Annotated in this window: 13 protein-coding genes; 8 read left to right on the top strand and 5 right to left on the bottom strand. The window is 71.4% G+C overall.

Annotated features, from left to right (window positions below; translation table 11 throughout):
• Positions 1–223: 223 nt before the first annotated feature.
• A complete protein-coding gene (locus D7044_RS17825) occupies positions 224–1,270 on the bottom strand; it encodes a hypothetical protein (RefSeq protein ID WP_120680360.1) in 1,047 nt (348 codons plus the stop codon).
• A gap of 265 nt (positions 1,271–1,535) precedes the next feature.
• On the opposite strand from D7044_RS17825, the gene D7044_RS17820 reads away from it, so the two are divergent.
• The 7 genes from D7044_RS17820 to pstB all read left to right on the top strand — a co-directional run bounded on the left by D7044_RS17820 (position 1,536) and on the right by pstB (position 8,954).
• Positions 1,536–2,255 carry a winged helix-turn-helix transcriptional regulator gene (locus D7044_RS17820; protein ID WP_187398626.1) on the top strand — a complete coding sequence of 240 codons (720 nt, stop codon included), beginning with the start codon at positions 1,536–1,538 and terminating at the stop codon, positions 2,253–2,255.
• Between the two features lie 100 nt (positions 2,256–2,355).
• Positions 2,356–3,276 (top strand): polysaccharide deacetylase family protein, encoded by a 921-nt coding sequence (locus D7044_RS17815; protein WP_120689571.1) that lies wholly within the window; start codon positions 2,356–2,358, stop codon positions 3,274–3,276.
• Positions 3,277–3,331: 55 nt separating this feature from the next.
• Entirely contained in the window at positions 3,332–4,258 is a 927-nt protein-coding gene (mshD, locus tag D7044_RS17810) for a mycothiol synthase (protein ID WP_120689570.1), read from the top strand.
• 577 nt (positions 4,259–4,835) lie between these two features.
• Positions 4,836–5,942 (top strand): phosphate ABC transporter substrate-binding protein PstS, encoded by a 1,107-nt coding sequence (gene pstS / locus D7044_RS17805; RefSeq protein WP_120680355.1) that lies wholly within the window; start codon positions 4,836–4,838, stop codon positions 5,940–5,942.
• A gap of 38 nt (positions 5,943–5,980) precedes the next feature.
• Positions 5,981–7,072 (top strand): phosphate ABC transporter permease subunit PstC, encoded by a 1,092-nt coding sequence (pstC, locus tag D7044_RS17800; protein WP_120680353.1) that lies wholly within the window; start codon positions 5,981–5,983, stop codon positions 7,070–7,072.
• Positions 7,069–8,157 carry a phosphate ABC transporter permease PstA gene (pstA, locus tag D7044_RS17795; RefSeq protein WP_120680351.1) on the top strand — a complete coding sequence of 363 codons (1,089 nt, stop codon included), beginning with the start codon at positions 7,069–7,071 and terminating at the stop codon, positions 8,155–8,157. The genes pstC and pstA overlap by 4 nt, the downstream gene beginning before the upstream one ends.
• Positions 8,158–8,177: 20 nt before the next feature.
• The gene (pstB, locus tag D7044_RS17790) at positions 8,178–8,954 is read left to right on the top strand and encodes a phosphate ABC transporter ATP-binding protein PstB (RefSeq protein WP_120680655.1); all 777 of its coding nucleotides are present in this window, start codon (positions 8,178–8,180) and stop codon (positions 8,952–8,954) included.
• Between the two features lie 575 nt (positions 8,955–9,529).
• Here pstB and D7044_RS17785 read toward each other — a convergent pair.
• The gene (locus D7044_RS17785) at positions 9,530–10,363 is read right to left on the bottom strand and encodes an NUDIX hydrolase (RefSeq protein WP_120689569.1); all 834 of its coding nucleotides are present in this window, start codon (positions 10,361–10,363) and stop codon (positions 9,530–9,532) included.
• 72 nt (positions 10,364–10,435) lie between these two features.
• Here D7044_RS17785 and D7044_RS17780 point away from each other — a divergent pair, with 72 nt between their 5' ends.
• The gene (locus D7044_RS17780) at positions 10,436–11,404 is read left to right on the top strand and encodes a Gfo/Idh/MocA family protein (RefSeq protein WP_120689568.1); all 969 of its coding nucleotides are present in this window, start codon (positions 10,436–10,438) and stop codon (positions 11,402–11,404) included.
• 89 nt (positions 11,405–11,493) lie between these two features.
• On the opposite strand, the gene D7044_RS17775 is transcribed toward D7044_RS17780, so the two are convergent.
• The 3 genes from D7044_RS17775 to D7044_RS17765 form a co-directional block, all read right to left on the bottom strand.
• On the bottom strand, positions 11,494–12,501 hold the full coding sequence (locus D7044_RS17775) for an inorganic phosphate transporter (RefSeq protein ID WP_120680345.1): 1,008 nt from the start codon (positions 12,499–12,501) through the stop codon (positions 11,494–11,496).
• A 4-nt stretch (positions 12,502–12,505) separates the two neighbouring features.
• Positions 12,506–13,132: a DUF47 domain-containing protein gene (locus D7044_RS17770; RefSeq protein WP_120680343.1), complete on the bottom strand. Its 627-nt coding sequence runs from the start codon at positions 13,130–13,132 to the stop codon at positions 12,506–12,508.
• A gap of 129 nt (positions 13,133–13,261) precedes the next feature.
• A complete protein-coding gene (locus tag D7044_RS17765) occupies positions 13,262–14,251 on the bottom strand; it encodes a PPK2 family polyphosphate kinase (RefSeq protein WP_120689567.1) in 990 nt (329 codons plus the stop codon).
• Positions 14,252–14,280: the final 29 nt, after the last annotated feature.

The raw sequence follows: 14,280 nt of genomic DNA, 5'->3' as shown, positions 1-14,280 counted from the left end.
CGGTGCCGCGCCGTGGCGCCCGCTTGTTACCCGACCGGCGACGGGCTCAACCGTACGTACAGAGACTGGCGGGAAACCCTGCGACGGCTGCGGCGGGCCCAGCCGACGACCGGCGACGTTGGAGATCGACCCGGATACGACACCGGTATCCGGACCAATCTCCGCCTTGCCGGATCGCCGCCTGGACTCCGCCTCGCTCGCCCCGAGGTTTCCCGACAGTCTCTCAGAGGAAGAGCATGCACATCGCGTAGGCCGCCGGGGCGGCCAGCGCGAAGCCACCGAGCGGCCCCTGCATGTGCCGGGCGATCCACATCGTCGGCGCTTCGCCGGCCATCAGCCGTCCGGCCTCGGCGTAGCCGACGGCGAGGTCGGCCAGGACGGCGGCGACCGCCGCGACCAGGCCGATGATCGCGGCCTTGGTCGGCGTGAAGGGGGCCACCAGGTAGCTGCCGAGCACCGCGCTGACGAGCGTGCCGACCATCGCGCCGCCGACCACGCCGGCGGCGCCACGGGGCACCTGCGGGGCGAGCCGGGGCCAGGGCGCCACGGCGTCGACGGCCCGGGCGACGGTGAGCGCGACGCCGCTGGCGGTCAGGCAGACGGTGATGGCCTGGGTGCCCGCGGGGACCCGGCTCAGCACGATCAGCGTGCCGAAGGCGACCACGCCCACCACGATGAGCAGGGTGCTGCCGAGCGAGTCGGTGACCCGGACCCGGTCGACCCGGCGCACCAGCTGACCGAGCACGCCGAGGAGGAAGCCGCCGGCCGCGACGTAGCCCAGCGGCGCCAGCCCGGCGACCTCCGACTGCACCGCCGCCACGTCGGCCGCCACCGCCACCCCGACGCTGACCAGCGCGACCAGCAGCAGGGCCGGCGGTCGCATGGCCATCGTCCAGGCCAGCACGAAGAGCAGCTGGACGCCGAGGATGATGATCACGAAGGGCAGCCGGTGCCCCGGCCCGGAGGTCTGCGCCCCGAGCACCAGGCCGATCCCGAGCAGCACCGAGAATCCCGCGACGGCGAGCGAGAGCGGTCGCCGGACCTCGACGGGCGGGATCTCCTCCTCCTCCGGCTCGTCCGTCACGTCGTCCGGTCTCCGCGCCGGCTCGCCGCCTCGCCGGATCCGGCGGGGGCCGCGCCGCTCACGGCGGTCACCGTCGTCGGTGCCGGGCGCACTACGCTGCTCCGGCGGCGGACCGTAGGTCGCCCCGGGCCGGGGCCCGTCGGACCAGGAGTCGCGACCGGCGTCGGGCGAGGTGGAGGGAGACACGCCCCGATCGTGCCAGACCGGCCGCGCGGAGCGGAGGCCCCGCCCGCCCGTACGGGGATCACGGTTTCGGCAACGTTAAAACCCGAGCCCCGATCGCGGGCAATTCGAACAAACGGGAAACGGTCCAGGGGCGCGGAGGGACCAATCGGTTAGGCTCGTGCCGTTACCCGCCCGTCAGAGACGCCGGGACCCACGCTAGTTCTCAGCACACCCCTCGACCGGAGTGTCGCTGGTCGCGCGCGGCCGACCGGCCGCCGGGACGGAGGTGATCGTGGAGATCCTGCTGCTGGTAGGCGCCCGTGCAGGTGAGCCGTCCGCCGTGCTGCCGGCACTCGACCTGCTGCCGCACTCGGTGCGCACCGCGCCGCGCGACGTACGCACGCTGGTCTCCGGCCCGAGCCCGGACGCGGTCCTGGTGGACGCCCGCTCGGAGCTGACCGAGGCGCGCGCGACGTGCCGGATGCTGCACGCCACCGGCCTCGGTGTGCCGCTGGTCGCGGTGGTCACCGAGGCGGGGCTGATCGCGCTGAACGCGGACTGGGGCGTCGACGACGTCATCCTCGCCTCGGCGGGCCCGGCCGAGGTGGAGGCGCGGTTACGGCTGGTGGTGGGGCGGCACAGCAGCGCCGTCGCGGGCGCCGGCGGCTCGATCCGGGCCGGGGAGCTGACGATCGACCCGGACACGTACGCGGCGAAGCTCAAGGGGAGGCCGCTCGACCTCACCTACAAGGAGTTCGAGCTGCTGAAGTTCCTGGCGCAGCACCCGGGCCGGGTCTTCACCCGGGACCAGCTCCTGCGCGAGGTCTGGGGCTACGACTACTTCGGCGGCACCCGCACGGTGGACGTGCACGTCCGGCGCCTGCGGGCCAAGCTCGGCTCGGAGTACGAGTCGATGATCGGCACGGTTCGTCAGGTGGGCTACAAGTTCGTGGTGCCGCCGTCGCGTCCACTGCCCGAGTCGGAATCCGCGCCGCTGCCGGTCTGACCCAAGACTGTCCAAGCTTTTCCCATATGCCCCTTTCGCGTAGGTAGTCGGACTTATCCTGATTGCCTGGTTTGCGGCGAAAGGCATGGTGGGACGTGCGATGACCAACGGGGGCGGCACCTGGCGAAGCGGCCGGGTACGAGGGCTGCTGCGGCCCGGCTCAACCGGACGCTCGGCCGCGATCGCCGTCCTGGTGGTGGCCGCACTGCTCGGCTCGGCGTACGTGCTCGGCCGGAGCCTCATCCCGGACCGGCCGCACCAGAGCGCCACCGGGATCACCGGCGACCCGAACAGCAGCCGCTACGCCGACCAGCCCCCGATCGTGCCGACCGAGACCGAGCAGTCGGACCAGGACGGCGATCGCAGCGCGCCGCCCGAGGCCGGACAGGACGGCAACACGAGCGACGCCAACGGGGACAGCCTCTTCGGGGCGCACTCCACCACCGGCGACGAGCGGGTCGCACTGACCTTCGACGACGGGCCCGATCCGCAGTACACCCCGCAGGTCCTCAACGCGCTGCGCGAGTTCGGCGTCCGGGCCACCTTCTGCGTGGTGGGCGAGATGGCCGAGAGCCACCCCGACCTGGTCCGGGCGATCGTGGCCGACGGGCACACCCTCTGCAACCACTCCTGGAACCACGACGTCGCCCTCGGCAAGCGGTCACCGGACGTCATCCGGGCCGACCTGCTCCGCACCAACGAGGCCATCCGGGCCGCCGCCCCCGACGCCCCGATCGTCTGGTACCGCCAGCCCGGCGGCGCCTGGACCTACCCCGTCGTCTCCGTGGCGAACGCGCTGGGCATGACGCCGCTGCACTGGACCGTGGACCCGGCGGACTGGGAGGCGCCCGGAGCCGCGCGAATAGCCGCCACCGTCACCTCCCAGATCGAACCGGGCTCGGTGGTGCTGATGCACGACGCCGGCGGAAACCGGCAGGGCACCGTGGAGGCGCTCTGGCAACTCCTTCCGGAGCTGACCGCGCGGTTCGAGCTGGAGGCGCTGCCCACCGACCGGACGTGAGCCGACCGACCGGGGGACGGCGGCCGCCGGAAGATCGCCGGGCTACGGTGGACGGATGAGCAGCGCCGAGCCCCGCGTCGACCAGGTGACCCGCGCCGACCGGCTCTCCCCCACGGAGATCGCCGATGTGCTGGCACTGGCCCGCGTGGCCGGCGACACCGACGGGGCCGATCCGTTCGACGAGCACACCCTGCTGCGCCTGCGTGACCCCGACGCACCCGCCGTGCACCTGGTGGCCCGGGCCGACGACCGGGCGCTGAGCGGGTACGCCCACCTGGACACCACCGACCCGGGCGCCGGTGTCGGAGTCGAACTGGTGGTGCATCCCGCGCACCGGCGGCGCGGCACCGGCCGAGCGCTCGCCGGGGGCGTACTGGCTGCGGCCACCGGCCCGCTGCGCGCCTGGGCGCACGGCGACCACCCGTCCGCCGCCGCGCTCGCGGTCGACCTCGGCTTCGCCCGGGCCCGGGTGCTCTGGCAACTGCGTCGCTCGCTGACCGCCCCGCTGACCGCGCCCGGCCTGCCCGACGGGGTGACGGTGCGCGCCTTCCGGCCCGGGGCCGACGACGAGGCCTGGCTGGCACTCAACGCCCGGGCCTTCGCCGAGCATCCCGAGCAGGGCAGATGGACCGCCGACGACCTGCGGGTACGGCTGGCCGAGCCCTGGTTCGACCCGGAGGGCTTCCTGCTCGCGGTGGAGGAGTCGACCGGCCGGCTGCTCGGGTTCCACTGGACGAAGGTGCACGAGCGCCCGGGGTCGGCCCGCATCGGCGAGGTGTACGTGCTGGGGGTGGACCCCTCGGCGCACCGCGGTGGTCTGGGCCGGGTGTTGACCGCCGCCGGCCTCGAATACCTGCGCGACCGGCGCGGGCTGGACCGGGTGATGCTCTACGTCGACGAGTCGAACTCCCCGGCGGTCGCCCTCTACGAGCGGCTCGGATTCCTGCGCTGGTCGGCGCATGTGAACTACCACCGGGGCTGACCCGCGCGTTCGACACCGCTCCGCTGGTCCCCGCCCGGCCCTGATCCCCGCCCGGCCCTGATCCCCGCCCGGCAGGGCGGTGCCACCGGCGGCCCGCCCGGGCGGGCGGCGTGAACACGTACCGCTGCCCGGCTGCCCGGCTGCCCGGCTGCCCGGCTGCCCGGCGCCGATGGTTCACCGGCACCGCCACCCGGCGTCGTGTGCCCCGCGGCGGATCCGGTGAGTGCCTCTCGGCACACCGGAGCGGCCGACGGCCGGAGCACGCGGTCCGGCGGCCTATCGTCGAGACCGCTCGCCGCCGCGCCCGCCGGTCTCCCCGGGATAACGGGCTCGGCACGGCCGAGTAACAGCCGACCGGAAATATACCCATACTTCCGACACGCGTCCGCGAGTTCACTTAACGGACAACCCGCCCTCGGCGAGCGGTCATCTCGTCTGCCGAACCTGTTCACCCTGCGTTCACTTGCGACCGGCGAACCGGCTACCTGGCGCTCCTAACTTGTGGAATCGGCCGGTCACTGCCGGTTCTCCCCGGACCACCGGGGCGCCAAGTCAGACGTGAAGGGAAACCCCTCAGGTGAAGCTCCAGCGGTATGGCACTCTCGCCTGCCTCGCTGTTACTGCGACGCTCGCTCTCAGTGCATGCGGCTCGGACAACAACGAGCCCGCGACCGGCGCCAGCGCCTCCGGCTCGGCCGCCGCGGTCGACTGCGCCTCCGGCACGGTCAACGCCCAGGGCTCGTCCGCGCAGAAGAACGCGATGGACGAGTGGATCAAGGCGTACCAGCAGAAGTGCACCGACGCTAAGATCAACTACGAGCCCAGCGGCTCCGGTGCGGGCATCTCGGCCTTCATCGCCGGCACCGCCGACTTCGCCGGCTCCGACTCCGCCCTCAAGCCGGAGGAGCAGCCGCAGGCCGACGCCAAGTGCGCCGGTGGCAAGGCCATCCACCTGCCGATGGTGATCGGCCCGGTGGCCATCGCCTACAACCTCGACGGCGTGGACAACCTCCAGCTCAAGCCGGCCACCCTGGCGAAGATCTTCGCCGGCAAGGTGACCAAGTGGGACGACGCCACCATCAAGGCCGACAACCCCGGCGCCACGCTGCCGTCGACCGCCATCAACGCGGTGCACCGCTCGGACTCCTCCGGCACCACCGACAACTTCACCGCCTACCTGAGCAAGACCGCCGAGGCCGACTGGACCTTCGGCAAGGCGAAGGAGTGGAAGGCCCCGGGTGGCACCGGCGCCGCGAAGTCGGACGGCGTCGCCAGCGCCATCAAGGGCCAGGCCGGCACCATCGGCTACGTCGAGTGGTCGTACGCCGAGAACGGCGGCCTGAAGATGGCCAAGCTCGGTAACGGCGCCGGCGAGTTCGCCGAGCTGACCGCCGAGTCGGCCGGCAAGACCATCGCCAGCGCCGCGGTCGAGGGCCAGGGCGACGACCTGAAGCTGTCGATCGACTACAACACCAAGGAGGCCGGCGCCTACCCGCTCGTCCTCGCGACCTACGAGGTCGTCTGCAGCAAGGGCCTCCCCGCCGACAAGCTGCCGCTGGTGAAGGGTCTGCTGGGCTACGCCGCCAGCACCGAGGGCCAGAACTCGCTGACCGAGCTCGGCTACGCCCCGCTGCCGGAGACCGTCCGCACCAAGGTCGAGGCCGCGGTCAAGAACATCTCCTGACCTGACACACCACCTCCGCAATCGAATCGAGCGAGCAGATGGGTGAAACCCCCCACCGCTCGGCCGACGCCGGCACCGGCGGAACCCGCGTGACTGAGAGTCACGAGCGTTCCGCCGGTGCCTCGGCGCGTTTGGTCGAGGCACCAGTCAGCACCCGTACCCCGGGCGGCACCGGGCTGGGCGGCGGCGGCGCGTTGCCGCGGGCCCGTGCGTTCGGCGCCGAACGGGGCTTCCGCGGCCTCACCCTGGCCGCAGGCACAGTGGTCCTGGTCATCATCGCGGCGATCGCGGTCTTCCTGGTCGCGAAAGCGGTACCGGCGATTCGCGCCGACACCGAGAACTTCTGGACGTTCGAGGGCTGGTTCCCGAACGACTCGGAGCCGAAGTTCGGCATCGGCGCCCTCGCCTTCGGCACCGTCCTCACCGCCGCACTCGCGCTGCTGGTGGCGGTACCGGTCGCCCTGGGCATCGCGCTCTACCTGTCCCACTACGCGCCGCGCCGGGTCGGCACCACGCTCGGGTTCCTCATCGACCTGCTCGCGGCCGTACCCAGCGTGGTCTTCGGTCTCTGGGGCCGCGAGATCTTCCTGCGGCCGGTGCAGGACTTCTCGGTCTGGTTGAACAAGTACTTCAGCTGGATCCCGATCTTCGGCGGCGAGGGCCCCTTCGGCAAGTCGATCCTGCTCGGCTCGCTGGTCCTCGCGATCATGGTGCTGCCGATCATCACCTCGCTCTCCCGTGAGGTGTTCCTGCAGACCCCGACCGCCAACGAGGAGGCCGCCCTCGCGCTGGGCGCCACCCGCTGGGAGATGCTCCGGACCGCGGTGCTGCCGTACGGCCGGCCCGGCATCATCGCCGCCGTCATGCTCGGCCTGGGTCGCGCGCTCGGCGAGACCATCGCCCTCGCGATGACCCTCGGCATCACGTTCAACATCTCGTTCAACCTGATCCAGAACGGCGGCAACAGCATCGCCGCGAACATCGCCAACACGTTCGGCGAGGCGAACGAGACCGGACGGGGCGCGCTGATCGCCTCCGGCCTGGTGCTCTTCGCGATCACGCTCATCGTCAACATCACCGCGCGCGTGATCATCTACCGCCGGCGAGAGTTCACGGAGTCGGCCGCATGACCACCACCGTCACCAGCCACCGCCCCCGCCCGGCCGCCCAGCCGGAGAGCCTGCGGACCAAGCGACTCCCCCGGTACGCCGCGCCGGCCATCGCGCTCGCCGCGCTGCTGGTCGCCGCCGTCGTGGTGTACGGCGCCGGCATCGGCGGCCCGGTGCTCGTGGTCGTCCTCGGTGCACTGCTCTACCTGGTCGGGCTCTTCGTCGCGGCGAAGGCGGTCGAGGGGCCACGCGCAGCCCGCAACCGCACCTGGAGCGCGCTGATCCACTCGGCGTTCGTGCTCGCCGTCCTGCCGCTGGCGTCGGTGGCCTGGACGCTGATCAGCAAGGGCGTCGAGCGGCTCGACGGCGACTTCTTCCTCACCTCGATGAACAACATCGGGGCACGGGACCCGAACGGTGGCGCGTACCACGCCATCATCGGCACCCTGGAGCAGGTCGGCGTCGCCGCCCTGATCTCCGTCCCGCTCGGCATCCTCTGCGCCATCTACATCGTCGAGTACGGCCGGGGCAAGTTCGCCTTCGCGATCCGCTTCTTCGTCGACGTCATGACCGGCATCCCGTCGATCGTCTCCGGCCTCTTCGTACTCGCCTTCTGGGTGCTGATCGTCTCGCCGTGGTTCAACGACGGCCGGCCCAGCTTCTCCGGCTTCGCCGCCGCGCTCGCGCTCAGCGTGCTGATGCTTCCCACGGTGGTGCGTTCCACCGAGGAGATGCTCCGGCTCGTCCCGGCTCCGCTGCGCGAGGGCGCGTACGCCCTGGGCGTGCCGAAGTGGAAGACCATCCTGCGGGTCGTGCTGCCGACCGCGCTGCCGGGCATCGTGACCGGCGTGATGCTCGCCGTCGCCCGTGCGGCCGGCGAGACCGCGCCGGTGCTGCTCGTCGCCGGCGGTGGCGCGGCGATCAACTTCAACCCGTTCGAGAACAACCAGTCGTCGCTTGCGCTCTTCGTCTACCAGCAGGCCGGCGACGCGTCGCGGTACGCCCCCGCCCGGGCGTGGGCCGCGGCCCTCACCCTGGTAGCCCTCGTCCTGATCCTGACGATCGCGGCGAAGCTGCTGGCCCGTCGTAACCGGCTCGGCCGATGAACTTCGGAGGTACCACCACCATGGCCAAGCGCATCGAAGCCTCGAACGTCACCGCCTACTACGGCGCCTTCAAGGCGATCGAGAACATCAACATCACCGTCGAGCCGAAGACGGTCACCGCCCTGATCGGCCCGTCCGGCTGCGGCAAGTCGACCTTCCTCCGCTCGATCAACCGGATGCACGAGGTGCTCCCCGGCGCCCGGGTCGAGGGCAGCCTCACCATCGACGACCAGGACATCTACGACCGGGACGTCGACGTGACCGCCGTCCGGCGCATGATCGGAATGGTCTTCCAGCGGCCCAACCCGTTCCCCACCATGAGCATCTACGAGAACGTGGTGGCGGGGCTGCGCCTCAACGGCGTACGGAAGAAGTCGATCCTCGACGAGGCCGCCGAGAACTCCCTGCGCTCCGCGAACCTCTGGGACGAGGTCAAGGACCGGCTCGGCAAGCCCGGCGCCGGCCTCTCCGGCGGTCAGCAGCAGCGGCTCTGCATCGCCCGGACGATCGCCGTCGAGCCGCAGGTGGTCCTGATGGACGAGCCCTGCTCGGCGCTCGACCCGATCTCCACGCTGGCCATCGAGGACCTGATGTTCCAGCTCAAGGACAAGTTCACCATCATCATCGTCACGCACAACATGCAGCAGGCCGCCCGGGTCTCGGACCGTACGGCCTTCTTCTCGATCGAGAAGACCGGCGACCCCGGCCGCCTCATCGAGTACGACAACACCCAGAAGATCTTCAGCAACCCGAGCCAGAAGAAGACCGAGGACTACATCACCGGCCGCTTCGGCTGAGCCGCATCCCGGCGGCAGCCGGTGACTCCGACACGAAAGGGCTCCCGATCGACTTCGATCGGGAGCCCTTTCCCGTGCGCCTTGATCAGTTCCCCGGAGACGAGTTCGGCGTCGCTGCGCCGCAGAAGCTCCGGAGCTACCCCGAATTCGGGGATCGGACCGCCCGGCGCCAGCCGAATGGGAAATCCGGCCGCACGGGCGAATGCCGATTCCGGTCACGCCGCGAAGTGGCAGTTCGTGGCCCGCTGATGTAGCCCCGGTCGCCCTTGACGTAGTAGCCACAGGGGGCGGCCTGAGCCGCACCCGGGCATGCCGGTGATCGACTCGGGCTCCTTGATGTCGGGCCGTCTGGTCGTGGGGATGCCGCGACTTCACGGAAGTCGAGTCGATCATTCGGGCGGCCGGGGCGGATAGGCCGTGATGTCCGGTTTGGGCGGGCGCGATCCCGGACGGCTCGACCCGTCTGGGCGGTTGGGCCGGGTTCGGGAGTGTGACCCCAACATCCCGGGGTCGAAATCCTGGCCGGGCCGCCGGCGTTGAACACCACCGTGTCCGAACGCGGGTGCCGACAGCGCTCAGGAGAGCAGGAAGCGCCCGCCGCCTTCGCCGGACAGCTCCAGGCGCGGGGTGACCGGGGTGGCGGCGTCGCGGGTGGTCGCCGCGCGCACCACGCCCGCCAGATCGGCCGCCGCCGCCACCTGCCCCAGCGTGACGAGGGTCGGCGGCAGCATGCTCAGCTCGCCCGTCTCCGCCCCTGCCCGGGCGGCCGCCGGCGAGGCCCAGAGAGTGCGGTCGGCCTCGCGTGAGACGTCCCGGGTGCGCTGCCCCTCGGGCAGCAGGGCCACGAAGAAGTACGTGTCGAAGCGGCGCGGCTCGAACTCCGGCGTGATCCAGCGGCTCCAGGGCAGCAGCAGGTCGGAGCGGAGAGTGAGCCGCCGCTCGGCGAGCAGCTCCGCGAAGCCGATCTCGCGCTTCTCCAGGGCCACCCGGGCGGCCTCCCAGTCGTCCCCGCTCACGTCGCCGAGCACGCTCGCCGGGTCCGCCCCGGCGAGCAGCACCCCGGCCTCCTCGAAGACCTCCCGGGCGGCGGCGCAGACCACCGCCTGCGCGGCGTCTGGCTCGAGCCCGAGCCGCTCGCCCCACTCGGCCGGCGTCGGCCCGGCCCAGTCCAGGTGAGCCTCGGAGTCCGACCGGTCCACCCCGCCGCCGGGGAAGGCGTACATCCCGCCGAAGGCCATCGCGGCGACCCGCCGGATCAGGTAGACCTCGAAGCCGGTGCCGGCCGGGCGGAGCAGCAACACGGTCGCCGCCACCCGGGGGGCCGCCGGTACGCCGCCCTCGGCACGGAACCGCTGGGCGTGCTCCACCAGAGCCGGCGGCGCGGGGAAGCCTTCGGGGTCGATCGTCATGCCGTGAGCCTAGGGCCGCGACGCCGGGAGAGCATGATCGGCCGTTCACCGGCCTGGACTAGCGTTGCTGCCATGACTCGTTGGGGCATTCTGGCCACCGGCCACATCGCCGGCCGTTTCGCCGAGGACCTCCGGCTGGTGCCGGACGCCGAGCTGGTCGCCGTGGCGTCGCGTACGCCGGAGAGCGCGCAGCTCTTCGCAAAGAAGCACCAGGTGCCGCGCGCCTACGGCTCCTGGGCGGAGCTGGCCGCGGACCCGGAGATCGACGTCGTGTACGTGGCGACGCCGCACTCCGCCCACCACGCGGCCGCCATGACCTGCCTCTCGGCGGGCCGGGCGGTGCTGCTGGAGAAGCCGTTCACGCTCGAGGCGGAGACCAGCATCGAGCTCGTCGAGATCGCCCGCACCGCCGGGGTCTTCCTCATGGAGGCCATGTGGATGCGGACCAATCCGGTGATCCGGCGCCTGGTCGAGCTGATCGCCGAGGGCGCGATCGGCGACGTGACCAGCGTGCAGGCCGACTTCGGCGTAGCCGGTCCGTTCCCGCCCGAGCACCGGATGCGCGCCCGCGTGCTGGGCGGCGGCGCCCTGCTCGACCTCGGCATCTACCCGCTCACTCTGGCGCACCTGCTGCTCGGCGTGCCCCAGCACGTCCGCTCCTGGGCCAAGATCGGGCCGGAGGGCGTGGACGAGAACACCGGCATCGTCCTCGGCTACGACTCGGGGGCGGTCGCGACGCTCAGCTGCGGCATCATCGGGGCCACCCCGCTGGTCGCCTCGATCACCGGCACCGACGGCCGGATCGACCTGCCGGCGCCGTTCTTCCGGCCCGACTCGCTGACCCTGCACCGAGACGACGCCGAGCCGGAGACCGTCTCGGTGGAGGTGCCCGGCGGCGGCTACCAGTACGAGGCGATCGAGGTGCAGCGCTGCCTGGCGGAGGGCCTGCTCGAGAGCCCGCTGGTGCCGCACTCCACCACCCTCGAGGTGATGACCCTGCTCGACACGATCCGCGGCCAGATCGGCGTCGACTACGCATGAGACGGGGCCCCGGTCACCGCCGCTGCGGTGACCGGGGCCCCTGTTCCCCACCGTGTTCGTCCCGGAGGCGGGCGCCGGACTCCTCTGGCTCAGCCGAAGAGCGGGCGCACCACCAGGTACGTGATGCAGGCGATCAACGCGGCGGCCGGGAACGTGATGACCCAGGCGAGGACGATGTTGCCCGCGACGTTCCAGCGGACCGCGGAGAGTCGCTTCGTCGCGCCCACGCCCATGATCGCCGAGGTGATCGTGTGCGTCGTGGAGATCGGCGCCTTGAGCACCAGGGCGTTGAAGTAGAGCACGGCGCTGGCCACCGTCTCGGCCGCGAAGCCCTCCGGCGGACCCAGGTCGATGATCTTGCGACCGAGGGTGCGGATGATCCGCCAACCGCCCGCGTACGTGCCGAGCGCCAGCATGGTCGCCGAGGTCCAGAAGACCCAGCCGGGGATGTGCGTCTTGCTCTCCTGGAAGCCGCCCGTGTAGAGGGCGAGGACCACGATGCCCATGGTCTTGGCGGCGTCCTGCATGCCGTGGCCGACCGACATGGCCGCCGCGGAGGCGGTCTGCGCCCAGCGGAAGCCGCGGTTCAGCTTGCCCGGCTGCCCCTTCCGGAAGAGCCAGAGGATCGCGAGCATCACCAGGTAGCCGAGCGTGAGGCCGACGATCGGCGAGAGCACCATCGGCAGGATGACCTTCTCGACGATGTTCATCCACTGCACCACGCCCCCGGCGGCGAGCAGCGTGGCACCGACCAGGCCACCGAAGAGGGCGTGCGAGGAGGACGACGGCAGGCCGAAGTACCAGGTGATGAGGTTCCAGCAGATCGCGCCGAGCACACCGGCGAAGACGACTCCGAGGCTCCCGACCCCGGTGGGCAAGGTCACCAGGCCGTCGCCGACGGTCTTCGCCACGCCCGCGCCGAAGTGGGCGCCGACGAAGTTTCCGACCGCGGCGAGCAGGAGGGCGACCCGGGGAGTCAGCGCCCGGGTGGAGACGCTCGTCGCGATCGCGTTGGCGGCGTCGTGGAAACCGTTGGTGTAGTCGAACACCAGGGCAGCCGCGATCACCGCCAGTACGGCGATGAGTTCGGGTGTCACAGGCTCAGGACTCCTTGACGGCGATCGTCTCGACGGTGTTGGCCACGTGCTCGAAGGCGTCGCACGCGGCTTCGAGCTCGTCGGCGACCTCCTTCATCTTCAGCACGGTCAGCGCGTCGAACTCGCCGGAGAAGAGCCGGACCAGCAGCATCCGGTACGCCTGGTCACCGTCGTTCTCCAGCCGGTTGCACTCGATCCAGTAGTCCTCGAGATCCTTCATCGACTTCAGCCGGGGCATCGCCTCGGCGGTCAGCTTCGCCTGCTGGTCCAGCACGTTGATCAGCTCGTGCATCTCCCGGGGCAGCGACGGCAGCTTCGTCAGGCCGTACAGGTAGAGGAGGTTCCCGACCGCCTCCAGGTGGTCCATCACGTCGTCGAGCAGCGAGCCGAGCCGGTAGATGTCCTCCCGGTCGAACGGGGTGATGAAGGTGGAGTTGATCTTCTTGTAGAGCTCGTGGGTGATCTGGTCGCTGTCGTGCTCCACCTCGGTCAACCGCTCGCTGACCGACTGCACCTCCACCCCCGGCAGGCCCAGCTCGTTGAGCAGATCGGTGCCCTTGACCAGGTTCTGCGCGGCCCTGGTGAAGAGCTCGTAGAAGGCGCCCTCGGTAGGGCGGAAGGAAAACTTCACAGCACGGACCTCGTCGTGTCGGTGGAAGGGTGGCGGACGCCGCCAGGACGCCTGCCCTGGGAATGCTAGGGAACGCCGATGGCGGGAAATTCCCGGCCCACCCCTGGCCAGGCCGCATTCATCGGTCGTTCACCTGACGTTCACCTCCGGCGTCCCACCCGTCTCCACTCCCCCAGACAACAATCGTTCCCGTTCCCGTACCGGGTCGAAACCGGCCGGCGGATAGTCGAGGCGCAGAGTGTCGAACGTCTCTCGGAGCAGGTGCGCCACCGCCCAGTCCCGGTACCACTTCCGATCGGCGGGCACCACGAACCAGGGCGCGAAATCCGTCCCGCACCGGCTCAGCGCCTCGGCGTACGCGGCCTGGTAGTCGCTCCAACGGCTCCGGGCGTCCACGTCCGACGGGCTGTACTTCCAGCGCTTACGCGGGTCGTCCAGCCGGCCGAGCAGCCGCTCGCCCTGCTCCGCGTACGAGATGTGCAGCATGACCTTGACCAGGATCACGCCGCCTGCGGTCAGCTCGCGCTCGAAGGCGTTGATCTCGTCGTACCGGGCCCGCCAGGTGGCCTCCGGCACCAGCGCCTCGACCCGGGCCACCAGGACGTCCTCGTAGTGGGAGCGGTTGAAGACGCCGAGGTAGCCGGGGGCCGGCAGGGCCCGGCGGATCCGCCACAGGAAGTCGTGCCGCAGCTCCTCCGGCGTGGGTGGGCCGAAGGAGCGGATGTGCAGACCGAGCGGGTTCATGGCGCCGGCCACCCGCTTGATCGCGCCGTCCTTGCCGCCGCAGTCCATCGCCTGGAGCACCAGCAGCACCCGCCGCGCCGGAGCACCCCGGCCACCGCGCGGCGCAGCGGTGGCGCCCGCCCCACCTGACCCGCCCGCCGCGCGGCGCGGAGGTTCGGCGGCCTTCGCCTCGGCGTAGAGCATCTCCTGCTGCCGGCCCAGCTCGGCGCCGATCAGCCGCACCTGGGCTCGGGCCCAGGCCTTCGGGGACCGGCCGGTCACCGCCGGATCCGGCAGCCCCGGCGTGGACCGGGGGTGGACCGCGTCGAGCTGGACCGGTGCCGTCACCCGCAACAGCCGCCGCAGCGGGTCGCCGGCCGGCGCTATGACTTCCATCTCACGAGATGCCACCCTCGGATCATCAC

It is taken from the genome of Micromonospora musae, assembly GCF_003626635.1.
GTDB lineage: Bacteria > Actinomycetota > Actinomycetes > Mycobacteriales > Micromonosporaceae > Micromonospora > Micromonospora musae.
Note: the sequence above shows the minus strand (reverse complement) of the source record. Positions and strands in the feature narration are given on the sequence as shown.

What these genes read in the sequence shown, in the direction of transcription:
- D7044_RS17815 (WP_120689571.1), top strand. Translation starts at nt 2,356, where the DNA reads ATGACCAACGGGGGCGGCACCTGGCGAAGCGGCCGGGTACGAGGGCTG.
- mshD (WP_120689570.1), top strand. Translation starts at nt 3,332, where the DNA reads ATGAGCAGCGCCGAGCCCCGCGTCGACCAGGTGACCCGCGCCGACCGG.
- pstC (WP_120680353.1), top strand. Translation starts at nt 5,981, where the DNA reads ATGGGTGAAACCCCCCACCGCTCGGCCGACGCCGGCACCGGCGGAACC.
- pstA (WP_120680351.1), top strand. Translation starts at nt 7,069, where the DNA reads ATGACCACCACCGTCACCAGCCACCGCCCCCGCCCGGCCGCCCAGCCG.
- pstB (WP_120680655.1), top strand. Translation starts at nt 8,178, where the DNA reads ATGGCCAAGCGCATCGAAGCCTCGAACGTCACCGCCTACTACGGCGCC.
- D7044_RS17785 (WP_120689569.1), bottom strand. Translation starts at nt 10,363, where the DNA reads ATGACGATCGACCCCGAAGGCTTCCCCGCGCCGCCGGCTCTGGTGGAG.
- D7044_RS17780 (WP_120689568.1), top strand. Translation starts at nt 10,436, where the DNA reads ATGACTCGTTGGGGCATTCTGGCCACCGGCCACATCGCCGGCCGTTTC.
- D7044_RS17765 (WP_120689567.1), bottom strand. Translation starts at nt 14,251, where the DNA reads ATGGAAGTCATAGCGCCGGCCGGCGACCCGCTGCGGCGGCTGTTGCGG.